We start from the raw sequence: 24,721 nt of genomic DNA, 5'->3' as shown, positions 1-24,721 counted from the left end.
GGCCGGATCAGTCCGGTCGTGCGCGTCCTGTGCCGCCAGCGGATGGGCTGCCAGCAGCATGATCGTGCTCCCCGAGAGAGGCCTCGACCCGCGATGGCGGGGTGCGCGAGCTGATCCGCCCCGGAACCGCCGCCGCGATCGCCGCGCTGGAACGCTTCCGCGCGACCGGCATCCGCATTGCGATGGACGATTACGGCACCGGGACGTCGGCGCTCAACTACCTCGAGCTGCTGTCCCTCTCGGAGCTCAAGATCGACCGGATGTTCGTCGCCCAGGCGTATGTAGACCGCGGCGATGCGATGCTGGTGCGCTTCAAGGCAGCCCCGCGGCGCGCGCCCCTGATCGCAGCGGCCGCCTTTGCATCGCCCGCGCGGCCTGATAGTCAGGCGGGAGGAGAGAAGCGGAGATCATCGGCATGAGCAAAGCTGCAACGCGCGCCGCCCTCGCGGCACTGGCGACGATCGGCCTGTCGGGCTGCGTGGTGAGCATCGGCGACAGCGACGGGGGTGGCGACCGGGTCGCCGAGGCCGTGCCCCCGCCCCCGCCGCCGGGCGCTCCGATGGTGTGCAACGCCGCCGCGGCGCAGGGCCATATCGGCCACAGCGCGACCCAGGGCATGGGCGAGGCGATCCTCAAGGACGCGGGCGCGCGCACCCTGCGCTGGGGCCCGCCGAACGGCGCCTGGACGATGGACTACCGCGAGGACCGGGTGAACGTGCGCTACAACGCCGAGATGAAGATCACCGAGATTACCTGCGGATGAGCACGACGCAGAGCGGGCGCGCGCGGACCACCTCGGGCTCGCCCTACGAGGACCTGTTCGGCTTCGCCCGAGCGGTGCGCGAGGGCAACCGCATCATCGTCGCCGGCACCGGTCCGGTCGAGCCCGACGGTTCGACCACCCCGGGCGGGGCGGCGGAGCAGGCGACGCGCTGCTGCACGATCATCATTGCCGCGATCGAGGCGCTCGGCGGGCGTGCGGCCGACGTGGTGCGCACGCGGATGCTGCTCACCGACCCCGCCGACCAGGACGCGGTCGGCGCGGTCCACGCCCGCTTCTTCGGCGCCGCCAAGCCCGCCGCGACGATGGCGGGGGTCGCGTGGCTGTGCCGCCCGGAATGGAAGGTCGAGATCGAGGCCGAGGCGGTGATCGCCGGGAGATGATGCGGCGCGCGGCTCTCTACATCGGCGCCGTGCTGGGGGGCGCGGCGCTCGGCATCGGCAGCGCGCTGGCGATGGCGGGGCTGTGGCCGCCGGGCCGGGCGATGGCCTTCGGCGATGTCGAGGTGCGGGGCTGGCGCAGCGACTTCGCGATCGGATCGAAGGCCGCCGACCCCTACACCCGCGCCCGGGTCGCGCGCCACGGCCTGCTCGCCCTCGCCAGGACCGAGGCGGTCTATTTCACCCGCGCCGCCGACGATGCCGGGGCACCCTTGAGCGAGGACTGCGTCTATCGCCTCTCGGGCGGCCCGATGCCCGCCGGGTGGTGGTCGGTGACGCTCTACGACGGGCGCAGCATGCTCCCCGACAACACCGACGATGCGCTGAGCATCGACGCCGAGCGCGCCGGGCCGGGCGCCTGGGCAGTCTCGATCGCGCCGCAGCGGCCCTCCGACGGAACCCCGTGGATTTCGAGCCGGGGAGCGGAGACCTTCGATCTGACGCTCAGGCTCTACATGCCGAGCGCTGGCTTGCTCGCGGACCCCGATGCCGTGCTCGTCCCTCCCCGGGTCGAGCGGATTGCCTGCGAGGGCGCGGCATGAGGCGCCTGTTCGGTCCGCTGGCCGCGCTGCTCGTCAGCGCCGTGGCGGCGCACGCACTCACGCTGCACTTCGCGCCGGCCGTCATCATGGACCGCGCAATGGCCGCGCTCGCCGAGCGGGGCGTGGCGCTCCACGCCTTCACCCGGCCGCAGCGCGTCACCCCGCAGAGCCAGCAGGTGGTGCGCTCTTCGCCCGACCTCTACTACGCGCTGTGCCGCTACGACCTCGGGGCGGAGGGCAGCCGTCTGACGGTCATGATGGGCGCCTGGCCCGACTACCAGTCGCTCGCCTTCTTCGACGCGCAGACCGACAATTTCGCGACCCTGCGCGGCACCGGGCGGGCGGTGAGCGTGCGCCTCCTGCCGCCGGGCAGCACCCCCGCAGCCGGTGCGATCGTCAGCCCGAGCGCGCGCGGCGTGATCCTGATCCGCCGCCTCGCGCCCGACGCCGCGCGCTTCGCCGCCGCCGTCCGCGCGGGCGAGGCCGATGCCTGCCGGCTCGAGACGGTCAGCGGCTGACCGCGACCCGCGCCTCGACGAGCGCGATCAGCGCCGCGAGATCGGGCAGCACACCCAATTCGGCGGCGCTCACCAGCACTTCGGGCGGCCCCGCCTCGCCGCCGAGCAGCACCACCGGCAGCGGCAGGTCGCGGGTGTCGAGCACTTCACGGAACTCGTCGCGATAGAGGAACAGCACCGGCAGCCCGAGCCGTTCGAGCGTCCGCTTCCACTCGCCGCGCATCGCGAGGGCACCGTAGGTCAGCGCGCAGAGCGAGCAGGGGTAGCTCGCCGGGCGGACGATCTTGTGGACCATGTCGACGAGCGCCTGCGCGAGGCCGCCGTCGGCGTTGTAGACGCAGATCAGGGTCGGGGAACGGGATGTCATCCCGCTGGATACGCAGGCTTCCGCCACGGGGTTTCTGCGCCGCTCCACGGCCCTAGCAAAAATCCTCAAGCGCCCGCGGCGTCTCGCCCTTTTCCCCCGCGCCCTCAGCCGCTAGAGCACCCGCCATGACCGGACAATTCCAGCTTACCGACGACCAGCTCGCCATCCAGGACGTCGCCCGGCGCTTCACCGCCGACGCGATCACGCCCCACGCCGCGGAGTGGGACGAGAAGCACATCTTCCCCCGCGACGTGATCCAGAAGAGCGCGGAGCTCGGCTTCGGCGCGATCTACGTGTCGGAGGAATCGGGCGGGATCGGGCTCGGGCGGCTCGAGGCGGCGCTCATCATGGAGGCGATGGCCTATGGCTGCCCCTCGACCAGCGCCTTCATCTCGATCCACAACATGGCCGCCTGGATGATCGACCGCTTCGGCGGCGACACCGTCAAGGCGAAGTATCTCCCCAGCCTCGTGACGATGGAGCGGATCGCGAGCTACTGCCTCACCGAGCCCTCGAGCGGCTCGGACGCGGCGGCGCTGCGCACCACGGCGCGGCGCGACGGCGACCACTACGTGCTCAACGGCACCAAGCAGTTCATCTCGGGCGCGGGCGCGAACGAGGTCTATGTCGCGATGGTTCGCACCGGCGAGGACGGCCCCAAGGGCATCTCCTGCGTCGTGATCGAGAAGGACATGCCCGGCGTCAGCTTCGGCGCGCAGGAGAAGAAGCTCGGCTGGCACTCGCAGCCGACCGCGCAGCTGATCCTCGAGGACGTGCGTGTGCCGGTGGAGAACCTCGTCGGCGCCGAGGGCGAGGGTTTCCGCATCGCGATGATGGGGCTCGACGGCGGGCGCCTCAACATCGGCGCCTGCTCGCTGGGCGGCGCGCAAAGGTGCCTCGACGAGGCGATCCGCTATACCAAGGAGCGCAAGCAGTTCGGGCAGGCGGTTGCCGATTTCCAGAACACCCAGTTCATGCTCGCCGACATGGCGACCGATCTCGAGGCGGCGCGCGCGCTGCTCTACCTCGCGGCGGCCAAGGTCACCGACAACGCGCCCGACAAGACGCGGTTCAGCGCGATGGCCAAGCGTCTCGCGACCGACAACGGCAGCGCGATCGTCGACCGCGCGCTCCAGCTGTTCGGCGGCTACGGCTACCTCCAGGACTATCCGATCGAGCGCTTCTGGCGCGACCTCAGGGTCCACTCGATCCTCGAGGGCACCAACCAGGTGATGCGCATGGTCGTGGGCCGGGACCTGCTGCGCCAGTGAGCGGCGCCCGCCTTGCCATGACGACGCTGGTGGTGCCCGATTACGACGCGGGGATCGCCTTCTGCGTCGGCGCGCTCGGCTTCGACCTCCTCGAGGACAGCGACATGGGCGGTGGCAAGCGCTGGGTGGTGGTCGGTGGCAGGGATGGCGGGCGGCTGCTCCTAGCCAGGGCCGCGAACGAGGCGCAGGCCGCCGCGATCGGCAACCAGACCGGCGGGCGGGTCGGCTTTTTCGCCCACACCGATGATTTCGCAGGCACCCAGGCACGCCTCGTCGCGGCCGGGGTGAATTTCCATGAAGCGCCGCGCCGCGAGAGCTATGGCACGGTGGCTGTCTTCAGCGATCCTTTCGGCAACCGCTGGGACCTGATCGAACCGAAAGAACAGGGGCAATGACCGACGACGTCCTGATCCGCACCAACGGCCCGATCGGCCACATCAGCCTCAATCGCCCCAAGGCGATCCACGCGCTGACGCTGCCGATGTGCCACGCGATGAGCGCGGCCCTGAGCGAGTGGGCGCAGGATGACGCGATCAAGGCGGTGATCCTCGACCATGCCGAGGGCCGTGGCTTCTGCGCCGGGGGCGACATCGCCTTCCTCAGGGATTCGGCGCTGAGCGACGGCGGGGTTTCGGGGCGGAAGTTCTTCCACGACGAATACCAGCTCAACCACCAGATGTTCACCTATGCCAAGCCCATCGTCGCCTTCATGGACGGCATCACGATGGGCGGGGGCGTCGGCATCTCGCAGCCCGCGAAGTTCCGCGTCGCGACCGAGAACACCCGTTTCGCCATGCCCGAGACCGGCATCGGCCTGTTCCCCGACGTCGGCGGCGGCTGGTACCTGTCGCGGCTCGGCCAGCGGCTCGGGCAGTTCCTCGCGCTCACCGGCGCGCGGCTCGACGGGGCGGAGTGCCTGTGGACGGGGCTCGCGACGCATTACCTGCCGCACGAGATGCTCGAGGATATCAAGGCGCGCATCCACGATCATCCCGACCGCATCGCCGGCATCCTCGCCGAGCCGGTGGGCACCCCGCCCAAGGCGCGGATCGAGGCCAATGCGGCGACCATCGCCAAGCACTTCGCCTCGGATCGCTACGAGGACATCCTCGCCAGCCTCGAGGCTGCGGCCGAAGGCGGCGACCACTGGGCCGCGACCGAGCGCGACACGCTCGGCACCAAGAGCCCGCAGACCTGCAAGGTGGCGCTGCGCCAGCTCGCCGAAAGCGCCAGTCTGACGGACTTCGCCGACAATATGCGCATGGAATACCGCATCGCATCACGCGTGCTCACCCGCCCCGACTTTGCCGAAGGGGTGCGCGCGGTGATCGTCGACAAGACTGGCGACCCCAAGTGGAACCCCGCCACGCCCGAGGAGGTCACCGAGGAGCTCCTCGACGCGATCTTCGCGCCCCTGCCCGAAAATGAAGAGTGGCGCCCGCGCTGAGCGCGGTTCTATGGTCCGGCCAGCCCGACGATGATCGACGCCCTTGCCCTGCTCGCGCTTGCGCTTCAGGCCGCGCCGCCTGCGCGGACAGTCAACGATGCCGAATTGGGTCCGGCGGAGGCCTTCACCACCCACGGCCCCGCCACGGTTTGCCTGCGCGAGCTGGTGGTGCGCGCTGGGGAGGGCGAGAGCGTGCAGCTGTCCTATTCGGGCATCCACTACGCCAGCCTGATCCTCACCCGCCGCGGTGGCGATACACTCGAGCTCACCGAGGGCGAGAGCTTCAAGAACCGGCGCGAGCGCCGACAGCGCACCGAATGGCGGCAGACCGGCATGGCGCTCTACCGTGTCGATCGGCTTGGCGAGGTCGAGTACCAGCTCGAGGGCGAGGCGATCTCCGGCCGCTGGGGGAGCGCGCCGCGCGCCTTCGTCAAGGGCAAGGGCCTGCGCGGCGACCCGACCGACCGGCAGCGGGTCAAGGGCGTGAGCTTCGAGCCCGCGGACGCGGTGCACTGCGACCGCCGCTATGATTACGGATGGGACGTGCTTCTCGGCGATGCGCCGTTGGACGCCGGAACCCGGCCGACCGACGAGGACAAGGAGAAATGAATTGAGCAGCTACGAAACCATCCTCGTCGAGACCGACGCCCGGGGCACGAAGGGCGTCACGCTCATCACCCTCAATCGCCCGCAGGCGCTGAACGCGCTCAATTCGCAGGTGCTCGCCGAGCTGATCGATGCCTTCGCCGCCTATCAGGCCGACCCGAGCCAGCTGTGCGCGATCCTGACCGGCAGCGGCGACAAGGCTTTCGCCGCCGGTGCCGACATCAAGGAGATGGCCGACAAGCCCGCGGCCGATTTCTACCTCGACGATTTCTTCAGCCCCTGGACCTCCGAGATCGTCAAGAAGACGAGGAAGCCGTGGATCGCGGCCGTCAACGGCTTTGCGCTGGGCGGCGGGTGCGAGCTTGCGATGATGGCGGACTTCATCATCGCGTCCGACAAGGCGAAGTTCGGCCAGCCCGAGATCAAGCTCGGCGTTGCCCCCGGCATGGGCGGCTCGCAGCGGCTGACCCGGGCGATCGGCAAGTCGAAGTCGATGGAGATGTGCCTCACCGGCCGGATGATGGGCGCCGAGGAGGCCGAGCGCAGCAACCTCGTCGCGCGCGTGGTGCCGCACGAGGAGCTGATCGCCGAGACCCTCAAGACCGCCGCAACGATCGCCGCGATGCCGCCGATGGCGACCATCGCCAACAAGGAGATGGTGAACTCGGCCTTCGAGATGACGCTCGATCAGGGCCTGATCGTAGAGCGCAGGATCTTCCAGATCCTCACCGCGTCCGAGGACAAGGCGGAAGGGATGGCCGCCTTCATCGAAAAGCGCGAGGGGCAGTGGAAGGGGCGCTAAGCCGGCCATTGAAGAGGGGAGAGACGGAATGAAAATAGCCTTCATCGGCCTAGGCAACATGGGCGGCGGGATGGCCGCGAACCTTGTGAAGGCAGGGCACGCGGTGCAGGCCTTTGACCTCTCCGAAGCCGCGCTCGCCGCTGCACGTGAGGCGGGGTGCGCCACCTTCTCCACCGCCCACGAGGCATGCGCCGGCGCCGACGCGGTCGTCTCGATGCTCCCCAACGGCGCGATCGTGAAACAGGTCTATTGGGACGAGGTGATCGGCCACGCCCCCGAAGGCGCGATCCTGCTCGACTGCTCGACCATCGACGTCGCCACAGCGCGCGAGGTGATTTCGGTGACCGAGGCGCATGGCTACCAGATGGTCGACGCCCCCGTCTCGGGCGGGATCGCGGCAGCGGCGGGCGGGACGCTGACCTTCATGGTCGGCGGCAGCGACGAGGCCTTCGCCCGCGCCCAGCCGATCCTCGCGGCGATGGGCAAGGCGGTGATCCATGCCGGCAAGCCCGGAACGGGGCAGGCGGCCAAGATCTGCAACAACATGCTGCTTGCGATCCACATGATCGGCACCTGCGAGGCCTTCGCCATGGCCGAGAAACTGGGGCTCGACGCGCAGACCTTCTACGACATCGCGAGCGTCTCATCCGGACAGTGCTGGTCGATGACCTCCTACTGCCCGGTCCCCGGAGTCGGCCCGGTCACCCCGGCGGACAAGGGCTATGAGGGCGGGTTCGCCGCCGGGCTGATGCTCAAGGATCTGAAGCTGGCGATGGAAGCCGCCGAAGGCGCGGGGGCGACCGTCGCGCTCGGGGCGCATGCCAAGGCGATTTACGAGGCCTTCGCCGCCGAGAACGCCGCGACCGATTTCTCGGGGATTATCCGCACCCTATAACGGAAAGGTCCCCGGCGGGGCCAGCTCGCGGCAGCGCCCCGCAGCCGCGGTCGCGAGCCGCTCGGCCGCGCCCGCGTCGCGGCCGCGCAGCACCGCGATGCCGGTGCCGAGCTGCCCGCAGTCGAGTTTCGCGCCGCTCAGCAGGACCTTGGCCGCGATGAGGGCGAAGGCTTCCGGCGGCAGGACCCGCGGCCCGCGCTCGAGGAATTGCGCGTGCCAGCGCGGCGCGGCGGCGAGCACCTCGGCGAAGGTCTGCTGCCCGGTCCCGCCTGGCTCGCCGAGCACCTCGGGGGCGAGGCTCGCCAGCAGCGCATCCGGTGTCGCCGGAGCGCGGAACAGCGCGGCATAGCGCCGCGCCGCCTCGGCCTGGTCACCCCCGGCGAGCGCGATGCGCAGAACGGCCTCCTGCGCGACCGGATCGCGCCAGCCGCGCTCGCCCGCGACCGCGATCGAGAAGGTCGCCGCCTCCGCCTCGCCCGCCTTCGCTTGCGCGGCGGCGAGCAGCGTGAGGTGCTCGGCGGGGAGCGGGCGGCGGCGCACCAGCGTCTCGGCCTCGGCGAGCGCCGCGGCAGCGTCCGTGCCCTGGAGCGCCGCGGCGGTGATCGGCAGCTGGGCGTAGGCGCGCAGCGGGGCCGGGACGAGCGGCGCGACCGAGGGGTCGCGCTCGGCCTGGCGGTCGAGCTGCAGCCCGGCGGTGAGCGCGCCGACGCCGATCAGCGTGGCGGTCCAGAGGATGCGGCCGATCATTGCCCCTCTCCCCGGCGATTCGCACCGGCCCGCGCGAGCAGCAGCAGCGCCAGGCCCGCGAAGGCAAGGATCGTCTGGTTGCGCAGCGGGTAGTCGGTGATCGACTGCGGCCCGCTCAAGCTGAACTGGTTCTTCGACATCGGTTTCAGCGCGGTGGTGCTGGGCTGCTCGGTGCGATACCGCAGCGTGGTGCCGCGCAAGCTGGGCTAGCCGGCGCGCGCCTCTGGTCGTCCTGCTGCCGCGACGAGTGCGGCGATCCGGCTGGCGGCCTTGCCGTCGCCATAGGGGTTGTGGGCGCGCGCCATCGCGAGATAGGCTGCCCGGTCGTCCAACAGTCGCGAAGTTTCGCGAAGGATTTCAGTGGGATCGGTGCCGACCAGCCGCGCCGTGCCGGCAGCGATGCCTTCGGGCCTCTCGGTGGTGTCGCGCATAACCAGCACGGGCTTGCCGAGGCTCGGCGCCTCCTCCTGGATTCCTCCGGAGTCGGTCAGGACGAGATCGCAGGCCTCCATCATCGCCACGAAGTCGAGGTAATCGAGCGGGTCCGTCAGCGCGATGTTGGCATGGTCGCCGAGTGCCGGGCGCATGATCCCCGCGACGTTGGGGTTGGGGTGCACCGGATAGATGATCGCCACGTCCTCGCGCGATGCAAGTGTCTGGAGAGCCTGCGCGATTGCGGCCATCCCGGCGCCGAAGTTCTCGCGGCGGTGCGCCGTGACGGCGATGATCCGCCGGCCGGCGAAGCGTTCCCGGAGCGGCGCGATCGAGGGCGCGAGCGAGGGCTGTTCCGCGAGGCGGGTGCGCGCGAACAGCAAGGCGTCGATCACCGTGTTGCCCGTCACGTGTATGGATTTTTCGTCCACGTTTTCAAGGCGCAGGGCCTTGGCCGCGGTGTCGGTGGGGGCGAAGTGCAGGTCTGCCACCACCCCGGTGACCCTGCGGTTCACCTCCTCGGGCCAGGGCGAATAGATGTCCCCGCTGCGCAGGCCCGCCTCGACGTGACCCACCGGAATCCGGCGGAAATAGCACGCCAGGCTCGCCATCATCGTCGTCAGCGTGTCGCCGTGAACCAGCACCCGATCCGGCCGCAAATCGTCGAGCGCCGCCCCGAAACGGGTCAGAATCCGGCTGGCTAGGCCGTCCAGGGACTGGTCTGGAAGCATCAAGTCGAGGTCTAGGTCGGGTCTGAGGCCGGCCACGGCGAGGACGGAATCGAGCAGCTCGCGGTGCTGGGCCGTGACCACCACCTTCACATCGACCTGCCCCGTCTCGCGCAGGGCCGCGACCACCGGGAACATCTTGATCGCCTCGGGCCGGGTGCCGAAGGTCACCAGGACGCGGGGCTTCCCGCCGGTCGGACGTCCCGATCTGCTCACCGCCGCAGCATGCCCCGCGTGTCGAACACGAGCTTGCCCGCGAGGTCCTGCGGCGAGAGGTGGCGGAACGCGGTGTGATCGACGAGCACGACGACAATCTCCGCCTGCCGCAGCCCCGCGTCAAGCGTGGCCAGGCTGGCGCCGGTGCCGGCAAGGGCGGTCGGAAGGTCCTCGGTGAAGGGCTCCACCACGAGGATGCGCTCCCCGTGGGTGCGCGCCAGCGCCTCGGCGATCTCGAGCGCGGGGCTCTCGCGGAAATCGTCGATGTCGGGCTTGAAGGCGAGGCCGAGCAGCGCGACCTTGCCCTCCGGCGCGGCCGACAGCAGCGCCCGGATCCGCTCCTCGGTGTAGTGCGCCTTGTGGTCGTTGACCTCGCGCGCGGTGCGCACCAGCCGCGCCGCCTGCGGGGCGCCCGCGACCAGGAACCACGGGTCGACCGCGATGCAATGCCCGCCCACGCCGGGACCGGGCTGAAGGATGTTCACCCGCGGGTGGCGGTTGGCGAGGCGGATCACGTCCCACACGTCGACCCCGATCGTGTCGGCAATCATCGACAACTCGTTGGCGAAGGCGATGTTGACGTCGCGGAACGAGTTCTCGACGAGCTTCACCGTCTCGGCGACGCGGGCGGTGGTGTAGAGGCAGTCGCCCTTGACGAAGCTCGTGTAGAGCACCGCCGCGCGCTCGGCGCAGGCGGGGGTGACGCCGCCGATCACGCGATCATTGTGCACCAGCTCGTTGACGATCCGGCCCGGCAGCACGCGCTCGGGGCAATAGGCGAGCGCGATGTCGGCCTCCTCGGTGCCGCCGTCGCGCGGGACGACCAGATCGGGGCGCGCCTCGGCGATGATCGCGGCGACCCGTTCGGTCGTGCCGACCGGCGAGGTGCTCTCCACGATCACGCAGGCACCGGGGAGGATCTTGGGTGCGATCGCGCGCGCGGCGGCCTCGACGAAGGAGATGTCGGGCGTGTTGCCGGTTCCCAGCGGGGTCGGCACGGCGATCATGTAGAAGCTCGCCGTCGGCACCTCGCACGAGGCGACCAGCGTCTGCGCCGCGATCGCCTGCTGCACCAGCGTGTCGAGATCGCGCTCCTCGATATGCACGCCCCCGGCGTTGACCGTGTCGACCACGCGCTGCGAGACGTCCACGCCGCACACGCTCCACCCGTAGCTGGCGAGCAGCGCGGCGGTCGGCAGGCCGATATAGCCGAGCCCGATCACCGCGACCTGGTGGTCGGGCGCGGGATGCGCGAGGGCCTTGCGGCCGAGCACGGCGGTGGCATCGAAAGGAGCGTTCATTGCGGCGTTGTCCCGTTCTCAGCCGGGACCTTGGCCGCAAAGCCCTTAAAATCGCGTTAGGCTTGCCGCACGTTCACCATCCGGAGATTGGCGAGTCAGCCGGCGCCCTGTCCTGCCAGCCGTTGCACCTCCGCCAGCACCGGCGCTGCCCATTCGCTGCGGCAGATCAGCAGGTCGGGCACATAGGTGTCGCGGTTGTTGTAGACGAAGGCGCTGCCGTCGATGCGCGAGCAATGCAGGCCGTGGGCGGCCGCCACCGCGACGGGCGCGCAGTTGTCCCATTCATATTGCCCGCCCGCATGGAGATAGGCCTCGGCCTCGCCGCGGACCACCGCCATCGCCTTGGCCCCGGCGCTGCCCATCGCGATCAGCTCGCCCCCGAGCGCCGCCGCGACCGCCTCGGCCTCTTCGGGCGGCCGGGTGCGGCTGACGACGAAGCGGGGCCTGTACGCCATGGCGCCAAGCGGCTGCGGCCGGTCGGAGCGCAGCACGAGGCCGCCGTCGAGCCCCGGCAGGGCCACCGCGCCGAGTGCCGCGACTCCGTCGACCGCGAGCGCGACGTGGACCGCCCAGTCCGTCCGGCCCTCGGCATATTCGCGCGTTCCGTCGACCGGATCGACGATCCACACGCGGCGCTTCGCGAGGCGCGCGGGGTTGTCCTGTTCCTCCTCGGACAGCAGCCCGTCCTCGGGCCGTGCCTCGCGCAGCGCGTCGACGAGGAAGCGGTTCGCGGCGGCATCCCCCGCCGTGCCGAGCCCCTTGCCGGTCAGGCCGGACCCCGCGCGCACCTCGAGCAGCAGCCGCCCGGCCTCGGCGGCGAGCCGCGCCGCGAGTTCGGCGTCTTCGAGGTCGGCCAGCCTCATTTGAGCGGCAGGATCCGGTCGATGATGTATCGCGCGGCTTCCTCGGGGGTCATGTCGACCGTGTTGACCCGGATCTCGGGGTTCTCGGGCGGCTCGTAGGGGCTGTCGATCCCGGTGAAGTTCTTGAGCTGCCCATCGCGCGCCTTCCGGTAAAGCCCCTTGACGTCGCGCGCCTCGGCGACGGCGAGCGGGGTGTCGACGAAGATCTCGACGAACTCGCCCTCGGGGAGCATGGCGCGCACCATCTCGCGCTCGGCGCGGAAGGGGCTGATGAAAGCGGTGAGGACGATCAGCCCCGCGTCCGCCATGAGCTTGGCGACCTCGCCCACCCGGCGGATGTTCTCGATCCGGTCGGCCTCGGTGAAGCCGAGATCGCGGTTGAGGCCGTGGCGCACATTGTCCCCGTCGAGCAGGAAGGTGTGGCGGTTCATGAGGAAGAGCTGCTTCTCGACCTCGTTGGCGATGGTCGACTTGCCCGAGCCGGAGAGGCCGGTGAACCACAGCACCTTGGGCTTCTGGTTCTTCATCCCCGCATGGTCCTCGCGGGTGATCGCGGTCGGCTGCCAGTGGACGTTGTCGGCGCGGCGCAGGTTGAAGGCGATCATGCCCGCCGCGACGGTCGCGTTGGTGAACTTGTCGACCAAGATGAACCCGCCGAGCTGGCGGCTGGTGTCGTAGGGCTCGAAGGCGATCGGGCGGTCGGTGGCGAACTCGGCGACGCCGATCGCGTTGAGACCGAGGGTCTTGGCCGCGAGGTGCTCGAGGCTGTTGACGTCGATCTCGTATTTCGGCGGCTGGACCGTGGCGGTGACCATCTGGGTGCCGATCTTGAGCCAGTAGCCGCGCCCGGGTTTCAGCGCCTCCTCGTCCATCCACACGAAGGTCGCGCAGAACTGGTCCGAGGCCTGCGGCGGATCGCCCGCAGCCGCGATGAGGTCGCCGCGCGAGCAGTCGACCTCGTCGGCGAGGGTGAGGGTGACCGACTGGCCCGCGACAGCTTCGTCGAGGTCGCCGTCGAAGGTGACGATGCGGGTGACCGTGCTGGTCTTGCCCGAGGGCACGATCCGGACCGCGTCGCCGGGGCGGATCGTGCCGCTGGCGATCTGGCCCGCAAAGCCGCGGAAGTCGAGATTGGGGCGGTTGACCCACTGCACCGGCATCCGGAACGGCTGCCCTTGCGCGGCGGCGGCATCGACTTCGACCGTCTCGAGATGCGCGATCAGCGCGGGGCCGCCATACCACGGCGTGTTCGCGGAGGGCGCGGCGGTGATGTTGTCGCCCTTGAAGCCCGAGATCGGGATCGCGGTGAAGTCGCTGATGCCGATCTCGCTCGCGAAGCTGCGGTAGTCGGCCACGATCGCCTCGAAGGTCGCCTGATCGTAGCCCACGAGGTCCATCTTGTTCACCGCCAGCACGACGTGGCGGATACCGAGCAGGTGGACGAGATAGGAGTGCCGCCGCGTCTGCTGGAGCACGCCCTTCCTCGCATCGACGAGGATCACGGCGAGGTCCGCGGTCGAGGCGCCGGTCACCATGTTGCGGGTGTACTGCTCGTGCCCCGGCGTGTCGGCGACGATGAACTTGCGCTTCTCGGTCGCGAAGAAGCGGTAGGCGACGTCGATGGTGATCCCCTGTTCGCGTTCGGCGGCGAGGCCGTCGACGAGCAGCGCGAAGTCGATCTCCTGCCCTTGCGTCCCGTGCTTGAGGCTGTCGGACTCGAGCGCGGCAAGCTGGTCCTCGAAGATCATCTTCGAATCGTAGAGCAGCCGCCCGATCAGCGTGGACTTGCCGTCGTCCACCGAGCCGCAGGTGATGAAGCGCAAGAGGCTCTTGCGCTGGTGGGCCTCGAGATAGGCCGCGATGTCCTCGGCGATGAGCGCGTCGGTCTGGAAGGAGGAGGGGCTGTGCATCAGAAGTACCCTTCCGCCTTCTTGTCTTCCATGCTCGCCGACTGCCCCTTGTCGATCGCGCGGCCCTGGCGCTCCGATCCGGTGGCGAGCAGCATTTCCTGGATGATGTCGTTCATCTCGGTCGCCTCGCTCTCGGTGGCCCCGGTCAGCGGGTAGCAGCCGAGCGTGCGGAAGCGGACCGGGCGGGTCACCGGTTCCTCGCCGGGCTCGAGGCGGAAGCGGTCGTCGTCCACCACGAGGATCATCCCGTCGCGCTCCACCGTCGGGCGGGGCTTGCTGAAGTAGAGCGGCACGATGTCGATCTTCTCGAGCGCGATGTATTGCCAGATGTCGAGCTCGGTCCAGTTCGAGATCGGGAAGACGCGGATGCTCTCGCCCTTGTTCTTCTTCGCGTTGTAGAGGTTCCACAGCTCGGGGCGCTGGTTCTTGGGGTCCCAGCGGTGCGCGGCGTTGCGGAAGGAGAAGATGCGCTCCTTCGCCCGCGCCTTCTCCTCGTCGCGCCGCCCGCCGCCGAAGGCCGCGTCGAAGCCGTGCTGGGTCAGCGCGCGCTTCAAGGGGTCGGTGAGCTGCGCCTGCGAATAGAGCGCGCTGCCGGTGTCGAAGGGGTTGATGCCCTGCGCCTCGGCCTCTTCGTTCTGGGCGATGATGAGCTTGAGGCCGTACTCGCGCACCGTCCGGTCGCGGTGGGCGAGGAGGTCGGCAAAGTCCCACCCGCTCGCCACGTGCAGCATCGGGAAGGGCGGGGGCGCGGGGTGGAAGGCCTTGCGCGCGAGGTGCAGCATGACCGAGCTGTCCTTGCCCACCGAATAGAGCATCACCGGGTTCTCCGCCTCGGCGACGACCTCGCGGAAAATGTGGATGCTCTCGGCCTCGAGCCGTTCGAGATGGGTCAGACTGCGCATGGCCTCGCCGTTAGCCGCTTCGATGGCGGCAACAAGCAAGTTTGCCTTTGGGTGCGGCAAGGCGAGGCTTGCCCTGTTGCGCAGCCCACGCTTAGAGCGGGGCAAAAGGGAGAGACATCATGAGCCATCCGACCGGCCCGCTTTCGGGCCTTCGTGTCCTCGAGTTCGCCGGCATCGGACCGGGGCCGCACGTCGCCATGCTGCTCGCCGACCTCGGCGCCGAGGTGGTGCGGATCGACCGGCCGGGCGCGGGGTCAAGCAACCCGGTGGTCGAGCGCGCGCGGCACCGGCTGGCGCTCGACCTCAAGAGCGAGGAGGGCAAGGCCGCCGTGCGCGCCGCCGCCGCCCATGCCGACGTGCTGATCGAGGGCTTCCGCCCCGGCGTGATGGAGCGGCTGGGGCTCGGGCCGGAGGAGCTGCTCGGCCGCAACCCGCGGCTCGTCTATGCGCGCATGACCGGCTGGGGGCAGGACGGCCCGCTCGCCCAGGCGGCCGGGCACGACATCAACTACATCGCCATCACCGGCGCGCTGGCCGCCGTCGGCAAGCCGGGCGAGCCCGCGACCCCGCCGCAGAACCTCGTCGGCGATTTCGGCGGCGGGTCGATGTATTGCGCCTTCGGGATCATGGCCGCGCTCTACGAACGCGAGCGGTCGGGCAAGGGCCAGGTGGTCGATGCCGCGATCGTCGACGGGGCGACCAGCCTGATGAGCTTCTTCTTCGGGGTGCGCCACCTGCCGCACCTCTCGACCGAACGCGGCAAGGGGATGCTCGGCGGGGCGGCGCATTTCTACCGCTGCTTCACCTGCGCCGACGGAAAGGAGATCAGCCTCGGGTCGATCGAGCCGCAGTTCTACGCCGAAATGCTCAAGCGCGCCGGGGCGCCGGAGGAACTGGCGCAAGGGCAGATGAGCCCGGCCAACTGGGACGCCTACGCCGACAGGCTCGCGGCGCTGTTCAAGACGAAGACGCAAGCCGAGTGGTGCGACCTCCTCGAAGGCACCGACGCCTGCTTCGCGCCGGTGCTCGCCCTGGAGGAGGCGCGCGAGCATCCGCACATGAAGGCGCGCGGCGCCTACGTGGAGCACGACGGCATCTGGCACACGGCCCCCGCGCCGCGCTTCAGCCGCACGCCGGGCGCGGTCCGCTCGAGCGCCGATGACGGAGCCGAGGTGGTCGCCCGCTGGGGTGCCGCCTGATGCCGGGCAAGTTCTTCGACGAATGGCGGATCGGCGAGCGGATCGAGCACCCGATCCGCCGCACCGTGACCGAGACCGACAACCTCTTGTTCTCGACGATGACCCACAACCCGCAGCCGCTGCACCTCGATGTCGAGGCGGCGAAGGCGAGCGGGTTCGGGCAGATCCTCGTCAATTCGACCTTCACCTTCAGCCTCCTCGTCGGGCTGTCGGTGGGGGAGACGACGCTCGGCACGCTGGTCGCCAACCTCGGCTTCGACAAGGTGGTGACGCCGAAGCCCGTGTTCATCGGCGACACGCTGCGGGCCTCCTCCGAGGTGAAGGAGTTGCGGGAGAGCAAGTCGCGGCCCGACGCGGGGATCGTCACCTGGGTGCACGAGATGTGGAACCAGCGCGACGAGGTGGTGTGCCGCTGCGAGCGGACCGCACTGCTCCAGCGCGCGCTAAGCGGACAAAGGTGACACCCTGTCCGCTTGTCTCCGACAGGAATTATCTTGAAACGGCAAGGTCATAGCCTGCTCGCGCAGACCGAGGCGGACATGGGGGGCGACGCGCAAACTCCCCTAGGGGCGAGACAACGATGGGAAAGAGCGGGCCGGCAATAGCCCGCCCGCGCCGCGTAGGAAATCGCCGCGCTGCTCAGCGCGTCCCCGCCGCTTCGCCGCCCAGCGCCTGCCACAGCACGATCCGCGCGCGGACCGCACGGCCCAGAGCTGCCGCCGCGTTCTCCCCGCTCGAATCCGCCGCGCGGCGGGCTTCAAGCACGTCGAGGAAGCTGCCAAGGCCAGCGCGATAGCGGGTTTCGGCGATTGCTGCGGCGCGGTTCAATTGGTCGCGCTGTTTGACGGCGAGCGCGGCCTCGGCGTCTGCGGCCGAGACGGTGCCGTAGGCGGCCTCGGCATCGCCGAGCGCCGTGAACACCGCGCCGCGATAAGAGGCGAAGGCCGCGCGCTTGTCGGCTGCGGCGGCATCGATCTGCGCGCCCACCCGGCCGAAATCGAGCAGCGGCCCGGCGACTGCGGCGGTCAGCGTGCCCACCAGCGAATCCCCGTCGAAGAAGTCGGAAGGATCGAAGGCGAGCAGGCCGATCACGCCCGAAAGCGTGATCTTCGGGAAGCGCGCCCGGGCGGCCGCAGCAAGGTCGGCGTCGCTCGCGGCAAGATTGGCGGCGGCGGCGGTGACATCGGGGCGGTTGGCGAGCAGCTCGGACGGCAGGCCCGCAGGGGCAGGGGGCAGCGCAAGCTCGGGCGCGGGCGCTGAAAGCGCGGCGCGGACCGTGGCGGCATCCTGCGCGGTCAAGGTCACGAGCCGGCCGATCAGGCTCGCACGCTCGCTCTCCAGCGCGGCGAGACGCGTCGCCGAGGCACTGGCGGTCGCCTCGGCGCGCACCCGGTCGAAGCCGGGTGCGATGCCGGCGTCCTCGCGGACCTTGGCCAGACTTGCCAGCTGCCGGGCCGCCGCCGCGTCGGACGAGATGGCGGCGGCGCGCGCGTCGAGGGTGCGCCAGTCGGTGATGCTCCCCGCGATTTCGGCGAGCAGGGCAAGCCGCACGCTCTGCGCTTCCGCTGTCGCGGCGTCGAGGCGGGCGCGCGCGGCGCGCTCCTGCGCCTTCAGGCGTCCGAAGATGTCGGGGTCCCAGCTTGCGGTGATGTTCGCGCCGTAGGAGGTCTGTTCGGCAGGGATGAAGCCCTGCTGCCCGGCCTGCCCGAACTGTGCGGTGTTGATGCGGTTGCGTTTCGCATTGCCGTCGGCGGTGATGTTGGGGAGGCGCGCCGCGCCTGCGCTGCGCGCATTGGCGCGGGCGGATTCGATCCGCGCGGCTGCCTCGGCGAGGTCGGGCGCACCGGCGAGCGCCGCTGCGGAGAGCTTTTGCCACGCCGGGTCGCTCTGCGGCAGCAGGGCCGCCAAGGCCGCACCGGTCGACGCTTCGGGCCGGTAGAAGAAGGCCTGCGGAAGTTCGGGCGTGGGGGTGGCGATCTTGGGGGCGGGCTGCGCCATGCAGCCAGCGAGCGCCAGCGCGAGCGGCGCGGCAAGGATCAGGCGGCGCATCGGATCAGCCCCCCTTCTGCTGGGCCGGGGCGCCCGCCTTGGCCGGGATGAAGGCGTCGATCTGCTGGCCGACCCGGAACGCGTCCGAGGGCGGCAGGGCGTAGAGCAGCTGGAGCACCCGCACGTCGACCCGCTCGGCCGCACTGTTGGTCAGCGAGCGCTTGGGCACGACCTGCGGCTCGGCGCGCACGAAGGTGGCGTTCACGTGGAGCTCGGCGGCGCCCCGCGGGGAGATCACCGCCGGCTGGCCGAGGGCGACGCGCCCGATCTCGTTCTCGTCGATATCGACGCGCACGTAGAGCGGGTTGGTCTCGCCCATCTGGATGAAGGGGTCCTGGTTGCCGCCCCCTTGCGTCGCGACGAACTGGCCGGGCCGCACGTTGACCGCCAGGATCTCGCCCGCAATCGGGGCGCGCACGGTGAGCCGCTCGATCTCGGTGCGCGCGGCGTCGGCGGCGGCCTGGGCGGAGACGAGGCGCGCGCGGGCTATGCCGAGGCGGCTCGTCGCGGCGGCTTCGTCACCCTCGGCCTTTATCACTTCCGAGCGGCTTACCGCGGCCGGATCGGCGAGGCTGCGGTACAGCGCCAGCTGCTCGCGGGCGGTCTTCTGGGCTGCGACAGCTTCGGCGATCGAAGCGCGGGCCTCGGTGATGGCGGCGTTGGACTCGGCCAGCTGGGCGCGCGCGGCGCGGGAATCGACGAGGAACAGCACCTCGCCCTTCGCGACCCGGTCGCCCGGGCGCACCAGCACGTCGGTGACGAGGCCCGAGAGCGCCGAGCCGATGTCGATCGTCTCGCTCGACGGCTCGACGACCCCGGCCCCCGCGACGCGCGGGCCGTTCGCCAGCTTGCCGACCGCCTTGGGCGGCTGCTCGACGGGTTCGGCGGTCGAGCGGTCGGGCAGGCCGACGAGGATCAGCCAGGCGGCGACGGCAAGGCCGATCAGCGCGGCGGCCGGCAGGATCTGGCGGGCAAAGCTCACATTACGCAGCATGGGGTCCTCGGCGGGTCATGAGGGGAGAGAGGGAGGGAGAGGGTGAATCAATGGCCATCGGGCATCTCGGTGCCGTCATGGGTCACGCGGCCGTCCTCGAGGACGATGATGCGATCGGCGAGATCGAAGATGCGGTTGTCGTGGGTGACGATCACGCAGGCCCGGTCGGGCGCGACCGCGACCTCGCGCAGGAGGTCCATCACGCGCCGGCCCGAGGAGGCGTCCAATGCCGCGGTCGGCTCGTCGCAGACCACGAGGCGCGGCTCGTGCACCAGCGCGCGGGCGATCGCGACGCGCTGCTGCTGGCCGCCGGAGAGCTGGCGCGGCAGCTTGTCGGCCTGGTTGCCGATGTTGAGCTTGTCGAGCAGCACCTTGGCCCGCTCGCGCGCCTCCTCGCGGGGCATCCCCTGTGCGATCAGCGGCACCGCGGCGTTGGAGGCGACGTCGATCGAGGGGATGAGGTTGTACTGCTGGAAGATGAAGCCGATGTTCTTGAGGCGGAACTTCACCAGCTCGGTGTCCGAGAGCTTGTAGATGTCGGTGCCGAACACCTTCACCTCGCCCTCGGTCGGCCAGAGGATGCCGCACATGATCGAGATCAGCGTCGTCTTGCCCGAGCCGCTCTCGCCCACGACGTAGGTGAGCTCGCCCGGGCGGATGTCGGCGTCGATGCCGTGGAGCACGCGGATCGTCGACTGCCCGGCCTCGAAGTCGCGGGTGATGCCGCGCGCGCAGATCGCGGCTTCGGCGTCGCAGCCGGGGGCGGAAGGGGCGGGGGCGGGGACGGGGAGGGTCATGGGGGCCTCGCTCACCGGAACACCGAGGCCGGTTCGGTCTTGAGAACGGAGCGGATCGCGATGAAGCCGGTGATGGCGAGGATCACGACCACCGCGGCCAGGCTGATCAGCGGGATCTGCCAGGGGATGTAGAAGCCCTTGAAGAAGGGGTTGGAGCCGAAGCCCTTGATGAAGGCGACGGTGCCGATCACGCCCAGCGCATAGCCGACCATGCCCACGAGCCCGGCCTGCGCCGCGACCATCTGCACGATCTTGGAATTGGTCACGCCGATCGCCTTCAATGCGCCGAACTGCTTGATGTTGTCGCGCAGGAACAGGCTGAACGTGAGGCCGACGATCGCCACCCCGACGACGAAGCCCAGGAACACGGTGATCCCGAAATTGGTCGGGATGCCGGTGTTCTGGATGATGAAGTCGACCCCGGCGCGCGCGAACTCCCGGCGGGTCTCGGCCTTCAGCCCGGTCTGCTGCTCGATCCGCGCGGCGACGCCCTCGGGGGTCTCGCCCGGGCTGATGCCGACGAGCACGAAGGACAGGCGGTTGCGGGTGCCGGGGACGAAGTTGAGCGCGTTCGAATAGCGGGTGTAGAGCGTCACCTGGCTCGTGAAGGAGGGGATCGCGTCGCCGATGCCGCGGATCACCGCGCGCTGGTCGTTCAGCTCGAGCCGCTCGCCGAGCGGGCTCGCCCCGTTCGAGAACAGGCGGGTGACGCCGACGTCGTCGATCACCACCGTGTCGGGGGCGAAGAGGACGTTCTTGTCCTGGCTCGCCATGCGCTTGGGCAGGCCGATCAGCGTCGCATCGTCGACCCCGATCACCGCCACGCCCTCGAGATCGCCGTCCTTGGTGCGGACGTTGGCGACCGCGCGCAGGTGCGGCACCGCCCACTCGACGCCCGGCACCGAGCGCACCTTGTCGAGTGCGGTCGAGGGCATGGCGTAGCTGACGTCGGTGGTGCGGCTGACCGGGTCCATCACCCACACCTGCGCCTCGGGCGCGTTGTAGACCCCGCTCGCCCCGCGCTCGACGAGGTTGACGAAGATCGTCATCTGCTGGGTGATGAGCAGCGTCGAGAAGGCGATGCCGAACAGCAGCCCGTAGAATTTCTGGGCATCCCCGGTGAGCATCCTGATGGCGATCCAGAGCACGTGGGCGGGAACCTCTTTCCGGGGACGGGGTTGCACCGACGTCCGAATCAGCGCATTATTGAACGGTCGCGTTTAACTGAACGGAACCGTTCACTTTGTCAATTGACATTCCGCCTGCCCCGGAAAGATGCCCCGCCCGGCGCAAGGCCGGACGGCCGCTCGACGCCGCCAAGCGCGCGGCGATCGTCGAGACCGCGGCGCATCATTTCTTCCAGCACGGCTACGCCGCGACCGCGATCGAGCAGGTCGCTGCCGACGCCGGGGTGTCCAAGGTCACGATCTACAACCAGTTCGGCGACAAGCGCGCGCTGTTCGCCGCCGCGGTCGAGTGCGAATGCGAGAAGATCCGCGGGCACTTCTCGCTCGAAGACACGCCCAGAGGCCCGATCCGCGCGCGCCTGACCGACATCGGCCATGCGATCTGCGTGTTCCTGTCGCGGCCCGAAATGCTCCAGTTCGAACGCCGCATCGCTGCCGAGACCGAGGATGATCCGGCGCTCGGCGTGGCCTTTCTCGAAGCTGGCCCATGGCGCATGAAGGCAGCCTTCTCCGCCTGGCTCGAGCACGCGTGCGAAAGCGGCGAACTCACGATCCCCGACCCCATGCTGGCGGCCGAACAATTCGTCTCGATGTGCAAGGGCATGGGCGACCTCGAGCGCCGGTTCGGGGCGATCGTCACCGGCCCCGAGCGCGACCGCCGCATCGACGGCGCGGTCGAGGTGTTCCTCGCGGCCTACGGCCCCGCGTGAGCCGCGCCGCAAGACGCGCGGCAATGCATCTTGCGCTTGCGCTTTTTCGTATCCGATCGGGTCGGCGCATTATCTTGCCATTCAGCCCTCGCGTCCTACATTGATCGCGACGAAAGGAATCCCCGGCGATGAGTCAGCACAACGATCCCCAGCCGCAAGGCGACGGTCCCAACCCCTGGGTCAAGCAGCTGATGATCTGGGGCGGGATCTTCCTCGCCCTGCTGCTGGTGGTGACCATGTTCAGCAATGCCGGGCAGAGCGCCGGGACCGCGATCCGCTATTCGGACTTCCGCGCCGCTGTGGCCGAGGGCCAGGTGCAGGACGTGCAGATGGGCCCCGAGCTCATCACCGGCACGCTCAAGAACGGCGAGACCTTCAGCACCGTCCCCGTGCCGAACGACGTTGAAGTCACCAAGCTGATGGAAGACAACGGCGTGCGCTTCACCGGCAAGCCGCGTGAATCGCAGAACGTGCTACTCTTCATCCTTCTGAATTCGCTGCCCTTCATCCTTATCCTCGGGATCGCCTTCTTCGCGCTGCGCCAGGTCCAGAAGGGCGGTGGCGGCGGGGCGATGGGCTTCGGCAAGTCCAAGGCCAAGCTGCTCACCGAACGTTCGGGCCGCGTCACCTTCGACGACGTCGCCGGCATCGACGAGGCGCGCGAGGAGTTGCAGGAGATCGTCGAGTTCCTGCGCGATCCGCAGCGCTTCTCCAAGCTCGGCGGGCAGATCCCCAAGGGCGCGCTGCTGGTCGGCTCGCCCGGTACCGGCAAGACCCTGCTGGCCCGCGCCATCGCGGGTGAGGCGGGCGTGCCGTTCTTCACCATCTCGGGCTCGGACTTCGTCGAGATGTTCGTGGGCGTCGGGGCGAGTCGGGTGCGCGACATGTTCGAACAGGCCAAGAAGAACGCGCCCTGCATCGTCTTCATCGACGAGATCGACGCGGTCGGCCGCTCGCGCGGGCACGGCCTCGGCAATTCGAACGACGAGCGCGAGCAGACGCTGAACCAGCTGCTCGTCGAGATGGACGGCTTCGAGGCGAACGAGGGCATCATCATCATCGCCGCCACCAACCGTCCCGACGTGCTCGATCCGGCGCTGCTGCGCCCGGGCCGCTTCGACCGTCAGGTGGTCGTCCCCGTCCCCGACATCGACGGGCGCGAGAAGATCCTCGGCGTGCACATGAAGAAGGTCCCGCTCGCCCCCGACGTGAACCCGCGCGTGATCGCCCGCGGCACCCCCGGCTTCTCGGGCGCGGACCTCGCGAACCTCGTCAACGAGGCCGCGCTGCTCGCCGCGCGCCGCAACAAGCGGCTGGTCGCGATGCAGGAGTTTGAGGACGCCAAGGACAAGGTCATGATGGGCGCCGAGCGTCGCAGCATGGTGATGACCGACGACGAGAAGCGCATGACCGCCTATCACGAGGCCGGCCACGCGATCGTCTCGGTGCACGAGGCCGCCTCCGACCCGATCCACAAGGCGACGATCATCCCGCGCGGCCGGGCGCTGGGCATGGTGATGCGCCTGCCCGAGCGCGACAGCTACTCCTACCACCGCGACAAGATGCACGCGAACCTCTCGGTCGCGATGGGCGGGCGCGTGGCGGAGGAGATCATCTTCGGACACGACAAGGTCTCCTCGGGCGCCTCGTCCGACATCCAGTATGCGACCAACCTCGCGCGCAACATGGTCACCCAGTGGGGCATGTCGGAGAAGCTCGGGCCGCTCCAGTACGAGGAGCAGTCGGAAGGCTATCTCGGCATGGGCGCGGCGCAGCGGACCTTCCGATCGGGCTCGACCAACGAGCTGATCGACAACGAGATCAAGGGCCTCGTCGAGGGTGCGCACAAGCGTGCGACCGAACTCCTCACGACTCATGAGGACCAGCTCCACCTGCTCGCCCAGGCGCTGCTCGAATACGAGACGCTGACCGGCGAGGAGATCAAGGCGCTTCTGGAGACCGGCAAGATCGACCGTCCCGACGCCCCGCGCGGGCCGTCACTGGCAGCGCCGGTGCGCGGCTCCGCGATCCCGCGGGCGGGCAAGCGCTTCGGCACCCACCCGGGCAGCGACGAGGCTCCGCAGGGCGCCTGAGGCCCCGCGCGTCTTTCAGGCAATCACCAAGGGGGCGTCCGGAGCGATCCGGGCGCCCTTGTTCTAGGCCGCCTGAGCCGCCCGCTGCGCCATCTGCGCGAGCTTGCGCTCGATCCCCTGCGACAGGCGCGCGAAGGCGTCGGCTGCCGGAGAGTTCGGCGCGAAGGCGCCGAGCGGGCGGCGGTGCACTGCGCATTGCTCGACCGCGCTGACCAGCGGGATCCACGGCCAGGTCGGGTTCGCCGCCAGCGCCTCGTTGTGCAGCGCCCGGCGGCGGTCGATCATCGAGAGCACCGGCAGGATCGGCGGCGGGCGCTTGGTGTGGCGGCGGATCTCCTCGACCACGAAGTCGAAGCCCCGCGCCGACAGCGGCGAGGGCGGCAGCGGCACGATCACCAGCGTCGCGGCGCGCAGCACCTGCGCGGAGAGCTCGTTGAGCATCGGCGGGCAGTCGAGGATCAGCCGGTCGTAGCTGCGCTCGAGCTGTCTCCCGAGCGTCGCGAGCCGGTGGCGCTGGCCCATGCGCAGCAGCAGCCCGTCGAGCTCGCGCAGGCTGCTGTCCGCCGGGAGGATGTCGAGCCCCGCATAGGCGGTCGGCTGGATCAGCGCATGGGGCTGGACGTCGCCCGCGAAGAGGCTGCGCGCCTGCCGCTTGCGCCCCGCTTCGAGCGCGAACATGAACCCCGCACCGTCGGCCGCATCGAGGTCCCACAGCAGCGTCCGCCGCGCAGGCGCGCGTCCTTGCGCGGCGCACCATGCCAGATTGGTCGCTATGGTCGTTTTCCCGACGCCGCCCTTCGCGCTGTAGACCGCGATAATTGCCATGACGCACTCCTGCGCCGACCTTGCACCCTCGCTCGCGAATCAACAAGGGGCCCGGCGAAACGTTCCCTGAGCGGGACAGGCCGAGCTGCAAGTCCTGAC

At 69.9% G+C, this 24,721-nt stretch carries 28 protein-coding genes; 15 read left to right on the top strand and 13 right to left on the bottom strand.

What is annotated here, in order from left to right; translation table 11 throughout:
- Window positions 1–101 precede the first annotated feature (101 nt).
- Genes ACLBKU_RS13575 through ACLBKU_RS13555 form a run of 5 tightly spaced genes read left to right on the top strand, consistent with a single transcriptional unit; the run spans window position 102 to window position 2,281 of the window.
- Complete coding sequence (locus tag ACLBKU_RS13575; protein ID WP_410180086.1) at window positions 102–419, top strand: EAL domain-containing protein; 318 nt, start codon at window positions 102–104, stop codon at window positions 417–419.
- Complete coding sequence (locus tag ACLBKU_RS13570; protein WP_410180085.1) at window positions 416–763, top strand: I78 family peptidase inhibitor; 348 nt, start codon at window positions 416–418, stop codon at window positions 761–763. The genes ACLBKU_RS13575 and ACLBKU_RS13570 overlap by 4 nt, the downstream gene beginning before the upstream one ends.
- A complete protein-coding gene (locus tag ACLBKU_RS13565) occupies window positions 760–1,164 on the top strand; it encodes a RidA family protein (RefSeq protein WP_410180084.1) in 405 nt (134 codons plus the stop codon). The genes ACLBKU_RS13570 and ACLBKU_RS13565 overlap by 4 nt, the downstream gene beginning before the upstream one ends.
- On the top strand, window positions 1,161–1,763 hold the full coding sequence (locus tag ACLBKU_RS13560) for a DUF1214 domain-containing protein (protein ID WP_410180083.1): 603 nt from the start codon (window positions 1,161–1,163) through the stop codon (window positions 1,761–1,763). The genes ACLBKU_RS13565 and ACLBKU_RS13560 overlap by 4 nt, the downstream gene beginning before the upstream one ends.
- Window positions 1,760–2,281 carry a DUF1254 domain-containing protein gene (locus ACLBKU_RS13555; protein ID WP_410180082.1) on the top strand — a complete coding sequence of 174 codons (522 nt, stop codon included), beginning with the start codon at window positions 1,760–1,762 and terminating at the stop codon, window positions 2,279–2,281. Before ACLBKU_RS13560 ends, ACLBKU_RS13555 begins: the two co-directional genes overlap by 4 nt.
- Here the strand turns inward: ACLBKU_RS13555 and ACLBKU_RS13550 are convergent.
- A complete protein-coding gene (locus ACLBKU_RS13550) occupies window positions 2,271–2,648 on the bottom strand; it encodes a hypothetical protein (RefSeq protein ID WP_410180081.1) in 378 nt (125 codons plus the stop codon). The two genes, ACLBKU_RS13555 and ACLBKU_RS13550, sit on opposite strands and share 11 nt — an antisense overlap.
- Window positions 2,649–2,773: 125 nt before the next feature.
- Here ACLBKU_RS13550 and ACLBKU_RS13545 point away from each other — a divergent pair, with 125 nt between their 5' ends.
- From ACLBKU_RS13545 to mmsB, 6 genes are read left to right on the top strand one after another with little or no spacing between them, the layout of a single operon-like run.
- Window positions 2,774–3,919 carry an acyl-CoA dehydrogenase family protein gene (locus tag ACLBKU_RS13545; protein ID WP_410180080.1) on the top strand — a complete coding sequence of 382 codons (1,146 nt, stop codon included), beginning with the start codon at window positions 2,774–2,776 and terminating at the stop codon, window positions 3,917–3,919.
- Window positions 3,916–4,314, top strand: a complete 399-nt coding sequence (locus tag ACLBKU_RS13540) for a VOC family protein (protein ID WP_410180079.1) — start codon at window positions 3,916–3,918, stop codon at window positions 4,312–4,314. The genes ACLBKU_RS13545 and ACLBKU_RS13540 overlap by 4 nt, the downstream gene beginning before the upstream one ends.
- Window positions 4,311–5,366 (top strand): enoyl-CoA hydratase/isomerase family protein, encoded by a 1,056-nt coding sequence (locus ACLBKU_RS13535; RefSeq protein WP_410180078.1) that lies wholly within the window; start codon window positions 4,311–4,313, stop codon window positions 5,364–5,366. The genes ACLBKU_RS13540 and ACLBKU_RS13535 overlap by 4 nt, the downstream gene beginning before the upstream one ends.
- Window positions 5,367–5,396: 30 nt before the next feature.
- Window positions 5,397–5,975: a hypothetical protein gene (locus ACLBKU_RS13530; protein WP_410180077.1), complete on the top strand. Its 579-nt coding sequence runs from the start codon at window positions 5,397–5,399 to the stop codon at window positions 5,973–5,975.
- Window positions 5,923–6,774: an enoyl-CoA hydratase-related protein gene (locus ACLBKU_RS13525; protein WP_410180076.1), complete on the top strand. Its 852-nt coding sequence runs from the start codon at window positions 5,923–5,925 to the stop codon at window positions 6,772–6,774. The genes ACLBKU_RS13530 and ACLBKU_RS13525 overlap by 53 nt, the downstream gene beginning before the upstream one ends.
- 28 nt (window positions 6,775–6,802) lie before the next feature.
- Window positions 6,803–7,669, top strand: coding sequence for a 3-hydroxyisobutyrate dehydrogenase (mmsB, locus tag ACLBKU_RS13520; protein WP_410180075.1), 867 nt, complete (start codon window positions 6,803–6,805; stop codon window positions 7,667–7,669).
- Here the strand turns inward: mmsB and ACLBKU_RS13515 are convergent.
- The 7 genes from ACLBKU_RS13515 to cysD form a co-directional block, all read right to left on the bottom strand.
- On the bottom strand, window positions 7,664–8,416 hold the full coding sequence (locus ACLBKU_RS13515) for a hypothetical protein (protein ID WP_410180074.1): 753 nt from the start codon (window positions 8,414–8,416) through the stop codon (window positions 7,664–7,666). The genes mmsB and ACLBKU_RS13515 overlap by 6 nt on opposite strands.
- Window positions 8,413–8,616: a hypothetical protein gene (locus ACLBKU_RS13510; protein WP_410180073.1), complete on the bottom strand. Its 204-nt coding sequence runs from the start codon at window positions 8,614–8,616 to the stop codon at window positions 8,413–8,415. Before ACLBKU_RS13510 ends, ACLBKU_RS13515 begins: the two co-directional genes overlap by 4 nt.
- A 6-nt stretch (window positions 8,617–8,622) precedes the next feature.
- Entirely contained in the window at window positions 8,623–9,750 is a 1,128-nt protein-coding gene (gene wecB, locus ACLBKU_RS13505; protein ID WP_410180185.1) for a non-hydrolyzing UDP-N-acetylglucosamine 2-epimerase, read from the bottom strand.
- A gap of 38 nt (window positions 9,751–9,788) precedes the next feature.
- The gene (wecC, locus tag ACLBKU_RS13500; protein WP_410180072.1) at window positions 9,789–11,093 is read right to left on the bottom strand and encodes a UDP-N-acetyl-D-mannosamine dehydrogenase; all 1,305 of its coding nucleotides are present in this window, start codon (window positions 11,091–11,093) and stop codon (window positions 9,789–9,791) included.
- 95 nt (window positions 11,094–11,188) lie between these two features.
- On the bottom strand, window positions 11,189–11,956 hold the full coding sequence (locus ACLBKU_RS13495; protein WP_410180071.1) for a 3'(2'),5'-bisphosphate nucleotidase CysQ: 768 nt from the start codon (window positions 11,954–11,956) through the stop codon (window positions 11,189–11,191).
- The gene (cysN, locus tag ACLBKU_RS13490) at window positions 11,953–13,866 is read right to left on the bottom strand and encodes a sulfate adenylyltransferase subunit CysN (protein ID WP_410180070.1); all 1,914 of its coding nucleotides are present in this window, start codon (window positions 13,864–13,866) and stop codon (window positions 11,953–11,955) included. The genes ACLBKU_RS13495 and cysN overlap by 4 nt, the downstream gene beginning before the upstream one ends.
- Complete coding sequence (gene cysD / locus ACLBKU_RS13485; RefSeq protein ID WP_410180069.1) at window positions 13,866–14,768, bottom strand: sulfate adenylyltransferase subunit CysD; 903 nt, start codon at window positions 14,766–14,768, stop codon at window positions 13,866–13,868. The genes cysN and cysD overlap by 1 nt, the downstream gene beginning before the upstream one ends.
- Window positions 14,769–14,887: 119 nt before the next feature.
- Between cysD and ACLBKU_RS13480 the strand changes: the two genes are divergently transcribed.
- Together ACLBKU_RS13480 and ACLBKU_RS13475 are read left to right on the top strand one after the other, a co-directional pair.
- Window positions 14,888–15,967 (top strand): CaiB/BaiF CoA transferase family protein, encoded by a 1,080-nt coding sequence (locus tag ACLBKU_RS13480; protein WP_410180068.1) that lies wholly within the window; start codon window positions 14,888–14,890, stop codon window positions 15,965–15,967.
- On the top strand, window positions 15,967–16,428 hold the full coding sequence (locus ACLBKU_RS13475; protein WP_410180067.1) for a MaoC family dehydratase: 462 nt from the start codon (window positions 15,967–15,969) through the stop codon (window positions 16,426–16,428). Before ACLBKU_RS13480 ends, ACLBKU_RS13475 begins: the two co-directional genes overlap by 1 nt.
- Before the next feature lie 178 nt (window positions 16,429–16,606).
- Here ACLBKU_RS13475 and ACLBKU_RS13470 read toward each other — a convergent pair whose 3' ends face one another.
- Genes ACLBKU_RS13470 through ACLBKU_RS13455 form a run of 4 tightly spaced genes read right to left on the bottom strand, consistent with a single transcriptional unit; the run spans window position 16,607 to window position 20,955 of the window.
- Entirely contained in the window at window positions 16,607–18,016 is a 1,410-nt protein-coding gene (locus ACLBKU_RS13470; RefSeq protein WP_410180066.1) for an efflux transporter outer membrane subunit, read from the bottom strand.
- A gap of 4 nt (window positions 18,017–18,020) precedes the next feature.
- Complete coding sequence (locus ACLBKU_RS13465) at window positions 18,021–19,010, bottom strand: efflux RND transporter periplasmic adaptor subunit (RefSeq protein ID WP_410180065.1); 990 nt, start codon at window positions 19,008–19,010, stop codon at window positions 18,021–18,023.
- A gap of 47 nt (window positions 19,011–19,057) precedes the next feature.
- Window positions 19,058–19,807 carry an ABC transporter ATP-binding protein gene (locus ACLBKU_RS13460; protein WP_410180064.1) on the bottom strand — a complete coding sequence of 250 codons (750 nt, stop codon included), beginning with the start codon at window positions 19,805–19,807 and terminating at the stop codon, window positions 19,058–19,060.
- Window positions 19,808–19,818: 11 nt separating this feature from the next.
- Window positions 19,819–20,955 carry an ABC transporter permease gene (locus ACLBKU_RS13455; RefSeq protein WP_410180063.1) on the bottom strand — a complete coding sequence of 379 codons (1,137 nt, stop codon included), beginning with the start codon at window positions 20,953–20,955 and terminating at the stop codon, window positions 19,819–19,821.
- A 95-nt stretch (window positions 20,956–21,050) separates the two neighbouring features.
- On the opposite strand from ACLBKU_RS13455, the gene ACLBKU_RS13450 reads away from it, so the two are divergent.
- Window positions 21,051–21,704, top strand: coding sequence for a TetR/AcrR family transcriptional regulator (locus ACLBKU_RS13450; protein ID WP_410180062.1), 654 nt, complete (start codon window positions 21,051–21,053; stop codon window positions 21,702–21,704).
- Between the two features lie 128 nt (window positions 21,705–21,832).
- On the top strand, window positions 21,833–23,797 hold the full coding sequence (gene ftsH, locus ACLBKU_RS13445; protein WP_410180061.1) for an ATP-dependent zinc metalloprotease FtsH: 1,965 nt from the start codon (window positions 21,833–21,835) through the stop codon (window positions 23,795–23,797).
- Window positions 23,798–23,860: 63 nt separating this feature from the next.
- Here the strand turns inward: ftsH and ACLBKU_RS13440 are convergent, their stop codons facing one another.
- The gene (locus tag ACLBKU_RS13440) at window positions 23,861–24,622 is read right to left on the bottom strand and encodes a ParA family protein (RefSeq protein WP_410180060.1); all 762 of its coding nucleotides are present in this window, start codon (window positions 24,620–24,622) and stop codon (window positions 23,861–23,863) included.
- Between the last annotated feature and the right edge of the window lie 99 nt (window positions 24,623–24,721).

Source organism: Erythrobacter sp. NE805, from assembly GCF_046452355.1.
Lineage (GTDB): Bacteria > Pseudomonadota > Alphaproteobacteria > Sphingomonadales > Sphingomonadaceae > Erythrobacter.
Note: the sequence above shows the minus strand (reverse complement) of the source record. Positions and strands in the feature narration are given on the sequence as shown.

Excerpts from the sequence above, each read along its gene's own strand:
- ACLBKU_RS13560 (WP_410180083.1), top strand. The coding sequence starts at position 1,161 with ATGATGCGGCGCGCGGCTCTCTACATCGGCGCCGTGCTGGGGGGCGCG.
- ACLBKU_RS13545 (WP_410180080.1), top strand. The coding sequence starts at position 2,774 with ATGACCGGACAATTCCAGCTTACCGACGACCAGCTCGCCATCCAGGAC.
- ACLBKU_RS13470 (WP_410180066.1), bottom strand. The coding sequence starts at position 18,016 with ATGCGCCGCCTGATCCTTGCCGCGCCGCTCGCGCTGGCGCTCGCTGGC.
- ACLBKU_RS13460 (WP_410180064.1), bottom strand. The coding sequence starts at position 19,807 with ATGACCCTCCCCGTCCCCGCCCCCGCCCCTTCCGCCCCCGGCTGCGAC.
- cysN (WP_410180070.1), bottom strand. The coding sequence starts at position 13,866 with ATGCACAGCCCCTCCTCCTTCCAGACCGACGCGCTCATCGCCGAGGAC.
- ACLBKU_RS13565 (WP_410180084.1), top strand. The coding sequence starts at position 760 with ATGAGCACGACGCAGAGCGGGCGCGCGCGGACCACCTCGGGCTCGCCC.
- ACLBKU_RS13530 (WP_410180077.1), top strand. The coding sequence starts at position 5,397 with ATGATCGACGCCCTTGCCCTGCTCGCGCTTGCGCTTCAGGCCGCGCCG.
- ACLBKU_RS13465 (WP_410180065.1), bottom strand. The coding sequence starts at position 19,010 with ATGCTGCGTAATGTGAGCTTTGCCCGCCAGATCCTGCCGGCCGCCGCG.
- ACLBKU_RS13535 (WP_410180078.1), top strand. The coding sequence starts at position 4,311 with ATGACCGACGACGTCCTGATCCGCACCAACGGCCCGATCGGCCACATC.
- ACLBKU_RS13475 (WP_410180067.1), top strand. The coding sequence starts at position 15,967 with ATGCCGGGCAAGTTCTTCGACGAATGGCGGATCGGCGAGCGGATCGAG.
- ACLBKU_RS13555 (WP_410180082.1), top strand. The coding sequence starts at position 1,760 with ATGAGGCGCCTGTTCGGTCCGCTGGCCGCGCTGCTCGTCAGCGCCGTG.
- cysD (WP_410180069.1), bottom strand. The coding sequence starts at position 14,768 with ATGCGCAGTCTGACCCATCTCGAACGGCTCGAGGCCGAGAGCATCCAC.
- ftsH (WP_410180061.1), top strand. The coding sequence starts at position 21,833 with ATGAGTCAGCACAACGATCCCCAGCCGCAAGGCGACGGTCCCAACCCC.
- ACLBKU_RS13515 (WP_410180074.1), bottom strand. The coding sequence starts at position 8,416 with ATGATCGGCCGCATCCTCTGGACCGCCACGCTGATCGGCGTCGGCGCG.
- wecC (WP_410180072.1), bottom strand. The coding sequence starts at position 11,093 with ATGAACGCTCCTTTCGATGCCACCGCCGTGCTCGGCCGCAAGGCCCTC.
- ACLBKU_RS13550 (WP_410180081.1), bottom strand. The coding sequence starts at position 2,648 with ATGACATCCCGTTCCCCGACCCTGATCTGCGTCTACAACGCCGACGGC.
- mmsB (WP_410180075.1), top strand. The coding sequence starts at position 6,803 with ATGAAAATAGCCTTCATCGGCCTAGGCAACATGGGCGGCGGGATGGCC.
- ACLBKU_RS13495 (WP_410180071.1), bottom strand. The coding sequence starts at position 11,956 with ATGAGGCTGGCCGACCTCGAAGACGCCGAACTCGCGGCGCGGCTCGCC.
- ACLBKU_RS13570 (WP_410180085.1), top strand. The coding sequence starts at position 416 with ATGAGCAAAGCTGCAACGCGCGCCGCCCTCGCGGCACTGGCGACGATC.
- ACLBKU_RS13525 (WP_410180076.1), top strand. The coding sequence starts at position 5,923 with ATGCGCCGTTGGACGCCGGAACCCGGCCGACCGACGAGGACAAGGAGA.
- ACLBKU_RS13480 (WP_410180068.1), top strand. The coding sequence starts at position 14,888 with ATGAGCCATCCGACCGGCCCGCTTTCGGGCCTTCGTGTCCTCGAGTTC.
- ACLBKU_RS13440 (WP_410180060.1), bottom strand. The coding sequence starts at position 24,622 with ATGGCAATTATCGCGGTCTACAGCGCGAAGGGCGGCGTCGGGAAAACG.